Genomic DNA, 5,862 nt, shown 5'->3' with positions numbered 1-5,862 from the left:
GCCGACGGCGCCCCGCGGCGTCGGCGTCGGCGGCGGCGCCCCTCGTCGTCGTCCGACTCCACCGGTCGGGACTGACCCGACCCCCACCCCCTGGAAGGCACGTGCGCACACTCAGGAGCGGGTCCGGACGCCGTCTGCCGTTCGTCGACGTCCCCCCCGAACGCCGGACGCGACGAGATCTGGTCACCGCCGCGGTGATCGCCGTCGTCATGGTGCTGGCGGCGGTCGCCGTGCTGCTGTCCGGGAGCGCGACCGGGTCTGAGCTGCGTGCCGCGGACGCGGAGCAGCCCGAGTACGGCCCGGCCACCGATCCCCCCACGTCGCTCCAACCGCTCTGGATGCACGGCTCCGCCGGGACCGGCCCCCCGCTCACCACCAAGGGCAACCTCGTCACCGTCTCCCCGGACGGGGTGCTGGTCGGCCGGGACGCGGGTTCCGGGGAGGAGAGCTGGTCCTACACGCACGCGGGGCGGTTCTGTGCCGGAGCGTTCTACGCCGATCGACTCGTCGCCGCGTTCGACGGCGCCTCCGGGTGCAGTGACGTGACGTCCCTCGACCCGACCCGCCAGGAGTACGCGAGCACCAGACAGAGTGTGTATCCGGACTCGATGGAACTCACCGGCTCGTGGAAGCACGTCCTGGCGTTCAGCCCGGACCGCCTCGAGATCTGGCGCGACGACCTGGTCCGGACGGTCGAGTACGGGGCCGTGGAGGCTCCGCAGGAGGCCGGGATGCAACCCCGCACCGGGTGCACCCTCGTGACCGCGGATCTCACCGACGAGCGCTTCGCCGTGACGGAGCGCTGCCCCGGCGAGGACTCCGTCAGGCTGACGATCTCGAAGACCGTCCCCGAGGACAATCGCGCCCCCGAGGAGATCGCCTCGGACCCGACCGGTGCCGACGGTCTGTGGATCATCGAGGTGACCGAGCAGGGGGTCCTGGCGCTCCGGAACCAGGGCCCCGACTGGACCGTCGAGTGGTTCACCTCCCCCACCGAACACTCGACCGTGCTCGCTCTGGAGGGTGAGCCGGCCGTGCTGCCCTCGCACGAGTCCGTCTCGGGCGACAGCGCTCAGGTGAGATGGTTCGACGGACGTTCCACGCACGCCTTCGACGGGCCGTCCGGGAGATACTCGTGGACCCTGGGCGGGTCGACGGGCCCCGGACTGACCGGGGGCTGGTCCGCCGACCCCGCGGCCCATGCGACGGGCGAGTGGGTGCTGGTGCCGGTCGCCGACGGGCTCGCGCTCCTGGACCACGACACCGGGCGCGAGGTCCGTCGCCTGGCCGGGCAGGCGGCACCGGGACCGGGCGTGACGGGGCTCGCCCAGATCGGCGACATCCTGTACGAACGCCACGCGGGAGAGATCCGCGCGTACAAGCTCGTCGCCTGACCCCCCGGGGTGGATACGGGAGCCGTGCGGGTCGGCAGGGTCAGACGGCGTACCACTCGATCGCGTCCCTGCGGAACAGCGACACCAGCGCGACAGCGCAGACCACGGCGAGGATCAGACCGGCGAGGTACTGGTCCGATCCCACCCCCACGTACCAGGCCACGAACAGCAACAACAACTCCGCGATCACCACGAGTCCACGGCCCCACCGTCGACCCCGCAACAGGCCCACACCGGCCGCGAGAAGGCCGCCCCCGAGGATCGCGAACCACACCGCGGTGCCGTAGCCACTGATGACGACGGTCTCCTCGCGATGGCCTCCGGCCGCCCGGATGGCGAGGGCCACGGCCACTCCGACGCCGATGAGGCCCTGCGCGGAGGAGATCCACCCGGCCAGGCGCACGGGCGTGGGGATCGCGGTGCGGGGATCGAGGCGATCCGGCGGGGGGCGGTGGTCGTCAGGTCGGCTCACGTTCACCTCCACAGGGTATGTCGCGGTGACGGCCGGGCCCGCACCACCCTTGCGGACTGGACTCCGATTAACCCATTACAGCCTCTGGCGTGCGATTTCGGTTCGATTTGACAACCGGGGTGACCTTTGCCACATCGCGGCGGGAGAGGGTTGACTTGTCATGGAATCGTGGCACGATCATTCGTAACAGCGCAGACGCACATTGTTTGCCTTGCCTTAACCGGGAGCTGCTCCTCACGGAGCGAGCCCTCGGAACGGGTACACCCCCACCACATCACCGGATGTGACACAGCGCGTACGTCCGCGTGCCGATCCTCGCAGATCGGCGCGTCGCCGGCGTCTTCCCGTGTCCGGTTGACCCGATAACGGTCTCGTAACCGTAAGGAGTTCCCATGGACTGGCGCCACAAGGCCATCTGCCGCGACGAGGATCCCGAGCTGTTCTTCCCCGTCGGCAATTCCGGACCCGCCCTCGCGCAGATCGCCGAGGCGAAGATCGTCTGTAACCGTTGCCCCGTCACCTCCGAGTGCCTGGCCTGGGCCCTCGAGTCCGGCCAGGACGCGGGCGTCTGGGGCGGCATGAGCGAGGACGAGCGTCGCGCGCTCAAGCGTCGCCGCGCCCGCACCCGCACCGCGGTCTGATCACCGCCACCTGATCACCGCATTCTGGTGACCGCGCTCCCACGGTACGCGGTCCGGTCGGCGACCTGAACGGACGCCCGACCCCACGAGAACGACGAAGGCCGGTTCCCCTCCCGCGCGGGAGGGGAACCGGCCTTCGTCGTGACGGTCGATCGTCAGCCGATGACGGCGATGAGGTCTCCGGCCTGGATGACGTCGCCGGGGGCGACGGCCACCTCGGTGACGGTGCCGGCCGTCTCGCACAACACCGGGATCTCCATCTTCATGGACTCGAGGAGCACGATCGTGTCACCCTCGGCGACCTCGGTGCCGACGGCTGCGACGACCTCCATGACATTCGCGACCATCTCGGCACGGACCTGTTCAGTCATTCGGATGTTCCTCTGCTTTCCTCACGCGGCGGCCCCCGGACTCCTCAATGCAACCACACGGGGGTTCTCATGGGAGACTTGTACACCGACGAAAGGAGGCGACCATGGGCAAGCGTGGCCGCAAGAGGCGGGATCGCCGCAAGAAGAACGCCAACCACGGCAAGCGTCCGAACAGCTGAGTCCGGACCATCAGAACCGAGCGAGGGGCGGACACCGTGTCGGTGTCCGCCCCTCGCCTCGTCTCCGGTGAGGTCAGTGCGGGTCCCGCCGGTGGACGGTCGTGGTCCGGTGCACCACCGTCGTCCCGTCGGAATCGGTCGTGGTGACCGTGGTGCGTCGGATCTCCACCATGAGTCGTTCCCTCAACCCCGACGGCGCCTTCTCGCAACACGAGCGGGACAACTTGGCCTTGAGCCGCCGCTCCGAGAGGAAGAGTTCACGGCAGGGCGGACACCCGGCGAGGTGATGCTCGAGCCTCGAACGACAGGCGTCGTCGCACTCGAGGTCCACCAGCAGGGACAGGTCGCGCCGGGCGGCCTCACAGTCGATCTGGTCGAGCCGCGGGTCGTGTTCCCTCGTCACTTCGCGCCCTCCGTCCTGTCACGACCGAAGCCACGCTCGGTCGCCACGTCCCGGAGCAGCTCGCGGAGCTGCTTGCGTCCTCGGTGGAGGCGTGACATCACGGTCCCCAACGGGGTGTCCATGATCTCGGCGATCTCCTTGTACGGCAGGTCCTGGACGTCCGCGTAGTACACGGCCATCCGGAACTCCTCGGGGAGCTGGGCGAGCGCGGACCGGATCTCGTCGTCCGGCAGCAGTTCCATCGCCTCGACCTCCGCCGAGCGCAGGCCGGTGGAGGTGTGCTCCGCCGCCGCCGCCAGCTGCCAGTCCGTGATCTCCTCGGTCGGATACTGGGCGGGTTGGCGCTGCCGCTTGCGGTAGTGGTTGATGTACGCGTTGGTGAGGATGCGGTGCATCCAGGCCCGGAAGTTGGTCCCGGGCTTGAAGGAGTGGAAACCCGCGTACGCCTTCGCGTACGCCTCCTGCACCAGGTCCTCCGCATCGGCCGGGTTGCGGGTCATCCGCAGCGCGGCACCGTACAACTGATCGAGGAGCGGCATGGCCAACTCCTCGAACTGTTCGGCGCGTTGGTCGGACTCGTCGGGCTGCAACTCGGTCGGCAACCGGTACTCCTCACCTGTCGATGACCCGGAGTCTATCCGCACGCCGGGGGCGTCGAGGACCGCGGTCCGCATCGCACCCTCCTCTCCCGATCCCGGGGACAGTCCCGGGTACCTGCTCTCCTCAACGCCGTCCACGGTCACGCTATTCCGGCCGGTGCCGTCACTAGGCTGGGCAGGATGAGCCGTAAGCGCACGGGACACGGGAAGTCCGACTCGGCGGCGACCCCCGCCATCGCCGCACTCCGGTCCGCCGGGGTCGACCACGAGGTGCACACCTACGACGTGGGAAGCGGCGCGTTCGGCGACGAGGCCGCCCGCGTCATGGGCGAGCGACTCGGGATCGACGCCGCCAGGGTGTTCAAGACCCTGGTGCTCGCCACCGCCCGCCCCCCGGCGGGCACCCGGATCCCGCTGGCTGTCGCGGTCCTGCCGGTCACGGCGATGCTCGACCTCAAGGCGGCGGCCGCCGCGCTGTCCTCCGGGAAGGCCTCGCTCGCCCCCGTCGACGTCGCGGAGAAGGCCACCGGGTACGTGGTCGGCGGAGTGTCCCCCCTCGGGCAGAAGAGGTCGCTGGCGACCGTGGTCGACAGCTCCGCGTGGGATCACCCCACGATCCTGTGCAGCGCCGGCCGTCGGGGGTGGGAGATCGAACTGGCACCCGCGGACCTCGTCGGCCTCACGGGAGCCACGGCGGCGTCGATCGCCGCCCGGTGACGCCGTGCTAGAAGAGCATCCCGGCGGACGGGTCCACCGGCCGGACCAGTTCCGGGCCCTCGTTCCTGACGTTGGAGACCGCGCGTGAGACCGGCCTGATCTCCACCGAGTCGGCCCACTGCCCCAGGTCGCCGCCCGCGCCGTCGACCAGGGCCCTCGGGTCACCGATCACGGAGGGGTCGAGCCAGTCGGAGACCACGGACGGGTGCACCACGAGCGGCATGCGGTCGTGGACGCGGCGCAGCGGTCCGAGCGCCTCGGTGGTGAGGATCGTGCACGACAACTGCGTGACGGTCTGGTCGCCGGGGTCACGCCGGGCCTCCCACAGCCCCGCCATGAGCAGCCCCTCGTCGCCGGGCAGGCTCATGTGGAACGGCTGCTTGGGGCCCGCCCTGCCGCCGGGCGTCGCCGGCTCCCCCGGGACCCACTCGTACCAGCCGTCCATCGGGACCACGCAGTGGCGCCGCGCGACGGCGGTACGGAAGGAGGGCTTCTCGAACGCCGTCTCGACCCGCGCGTTGAACAGGGTGGGCAGCCTGCCCGGGTCCCTGGCCCAGGACGGCACCAGGCCCCAGCGCATGGCACGCAGGATCCGTCGGGGGCCGGCGGGATCGTCGAGGCGTTCGCGCGGGGCGTCCAGGACGAGGGCGGGGACGGTGGTGGTGGGCGCGATGTTGAACCTCGGGGAGACCGGGCCCCGGTCGGGCCACAACCCCGGTGGCGGCGAGGACGCCTCGTCGACGGCATCGAGCTCCACGGCGAGTCGCGCCGGATCCGAGGAGAGGGAGAACCGTCCACACATGCGGTCCATCCTCCCACCCGGACCGGGCGGGATCGGGGTCGATGCGCGACAATGACCAGGTGAGTCATTGGAACGCCCCCGTCGCCGGCACTCCCGTGGAGGCCGTCGTCCCCGTACCCGGGTCCAAGTCGCTGACCAACCGCGCCCTGGTCCTGGCCGCGCTGGCCGACGCCCCCGCCCGGCTGAGCGGGACGTTGCGCAGCCGGGACACCGACCTGATGATCGGGGCGCTCACCGCGCTCGGCACCCGGATCGAGGGCCCCACGGGGCCGCCCGCGCCGGGC

The 5,862-nt window shown here is 70.7% G+C and carries 9 protein-coding genes and 1 pseudogene; 5 read left to right on the top strand and 5 right to left on the bottom strand.

Annotation, left to right across the window (positions count from 1 at the left end):
- Positions 1–101: 101 nt before the first annotated feature.
- Positions 102–1,394 (top strand): Rv3212 family protein, encoded by a 1,293-nt coding sequence (locus tag G6028_RS10190; RefSeq protein WP_182658789.1) that lies wholly within the window; start codon positions 102–104, stop codon positions 1,392–1,394.
- Positions 1,395–1,434: 40 nt separating this feature from the next.
- On the opposite strand, the gene G6028_RS10185 is transcribed toward G6028_RS10190, so the two are convergent.
- The gene (locus G6028_RS10185) at positions 1,435–1,866 is read right to left on the bottom strand and encodes a hypothetical protein (protein WP_338404193.1); all 432 of its coding nucleotides are present in this window, start codon (positions 1,864–1,866) and stop codon (positions 1,435–1,437) included.
- Positions 1,867–2,258: 392 nt separating this feature from the next.
- Here G6028_RS10185 and G6028_RS10180 point away from each other — a divergent pair, with 392 nt between their 5' ends.
- On the top strand, positions 2,259–2,507 hold the full coding sequence (locus G6028_RS10180) for a WhiB family transcriptional regulator (RefSeq protein ID WP_179524794.1): 249 nt from the start codon (positions 2,259–2,261) through the stop codon (positions 2,505–2,507).
- Between the two features lie 155 nt (positions 2,508–2,662).
- Here G6028_RS10180 and G6028_RS10175 read toward each other — a convergent pair whose 3' ends face one another.
- Entirely contained in the window at positions 2,663–2,878 is a 216-nt protein-coding gene (locus G6028_RS10175) for a biotin/lipoyl-binding carrier protein (protein WP_017836613.1), read from the bottom strand.
- Between the two features lie 104 nt (positions 2,879–2,982).
- Between G6028_RS10175 and G6028_RS18195 the strand changes: the two genes are divergently transcribed.
- Complete coding sequence (locus G6028_RS18195; protein WP_370650909.1) at positions 2,983–3,057, top strand: 50S ribosomal protein bL37; 75 nt, start codon at positions 2,983–2,985, stop codon at positions 3,055–3,057.
- 73 nt (positions 3,058–3,130) lie between these two features.
- Here G6028_RS18195 and G6028_RS10170 read toward each other — a convergent pair whose 3' ends face one another.
- Both G6028_RS10170 and G6028_RS10165 read right to left on the bottom strand, forming a co-directional pair.
- Positions 3,131–3,460: a zf-HC2 domain-containing protein gene (locus G6028_RS10170; protein WP_179524793.1), complete on the bottom strand. Its 330-nt coding sequence runs from the start codon at positions 3,458–3,460 to the stop codon at positions 3,131–3,133.
- Positions 3,457–4,134 carry a sigma-70 family RNA polymerase sigma factor gene (locus G6028_RS10165; RefSeq protein ID WP_179524792.1) on the bottom strand — a complete coding sequence of 226 codons (678 nt, stop codon included), beginning with the start codon at positions 4,132–4,134 and terminating at the stop codon, positions 3,457–3,459. Before G6028_RS10165 ends, G6028_RS10170 begins: the two co-directional genes overlap by 4 nt.
- A gap of 105 nt (positions 4,135–4,239) precedes the next feature.
- Here G6028_RS10165 and G6028_RS10160 point away from each other — a divergent pair, with 105 nt between their 5' ends.
- Positions 4,240–4,776: a YbaK/EbsC family protein gene (locus G6028_RS10160; RefSeq protein ID WP_182658788.1), complete on the top strand. Its 537-nt coding sequence runs from the start codon at positions 4,240–4,242 to the stop codon at positions 4,774–4,776.
- A gap of 7 nt (positions 4,777–4,783) precedes the next feature.
- Here the strand turns inward: G6028_RS10160 and G6028_RS10155 are convergent, their stop codons facing one another.
- Positions 4,784–5,578: an SOS response-associated peptidase gene (locus G6028_RS10155; protein WP_182610188.1), complete on the bottom strand. Its 795-nt coding sequence runs from the start codon at positions 5,576–5,578 to the stop codon at positions 4,784–4,786.
- Between the two features lie 41 nt (positions 5,579–5,619).
- On the opposite strand from G6028_RS10155, the pseudogene G6028_RS10150 reads away from it, so the two are divergent.
- Positions 5,620–5,862, top strand: a pseudogene (locus G6028_RS10150) (3-phosphoshikimate 1-carboxyvinyltransferase); the annotation flags it as partial.

This window comes from Dietzia cercidiphylli (genome assembly GCF_014145145.1).
GTDB lineage: Bacteria > Actinomycetota > Actinomycetes > Mycobacteriales > Mycobacteriaceae > Dietzia > Dietzia natronolimnaea.
The sequence above is the reverse complement of the archived record's forward strand: the minus strand, read 5'-3'. Positions and strand labels throughout refer to the sequence as shown.

What these genes read in the sequence shown, in the direction of transcription:
- G6028_RS10160 (WP_182658788.1), top strand. Translation starts at nt 4,240, where the DNA reads ATGAGCCGTAAGCGCACGGGACACGGGAAGTCCGACTCGGCGGCGACC.
- G6028_RS10180 (WP_179524794.1), top strand. Translation starts at nt 2,259, where the DNA reads ATGGACTGGCGCCACAAGGCCATCTGCCGCGACGAGGATCCCGAGCTG.
- G6028_RS10175 (WP_017836613.1), bottom strand. Translation starts at nt 2,878, where the DNA reads ATGACTGAACAGGTCCGTGCCGAGATGGTCGCGAATGTCATGGAGGTC.
- G6028_RS10165 (WP_179524792.1), bottom strand. Translation starts at nt 4,134, where the DNA reads ATGCGGACCGCGGTCCTCGACGCCCCCGGCGTGCGGATAGACTCCGGG.
- G6028_RS10155 (WP_182610188.1), bottom strand. Translation starts at nt 5,578, where the DNA reads ATGTGTGGACGGTTCTCCCTCTCCTCGGATCCGGCGCGACTCGCCGTG.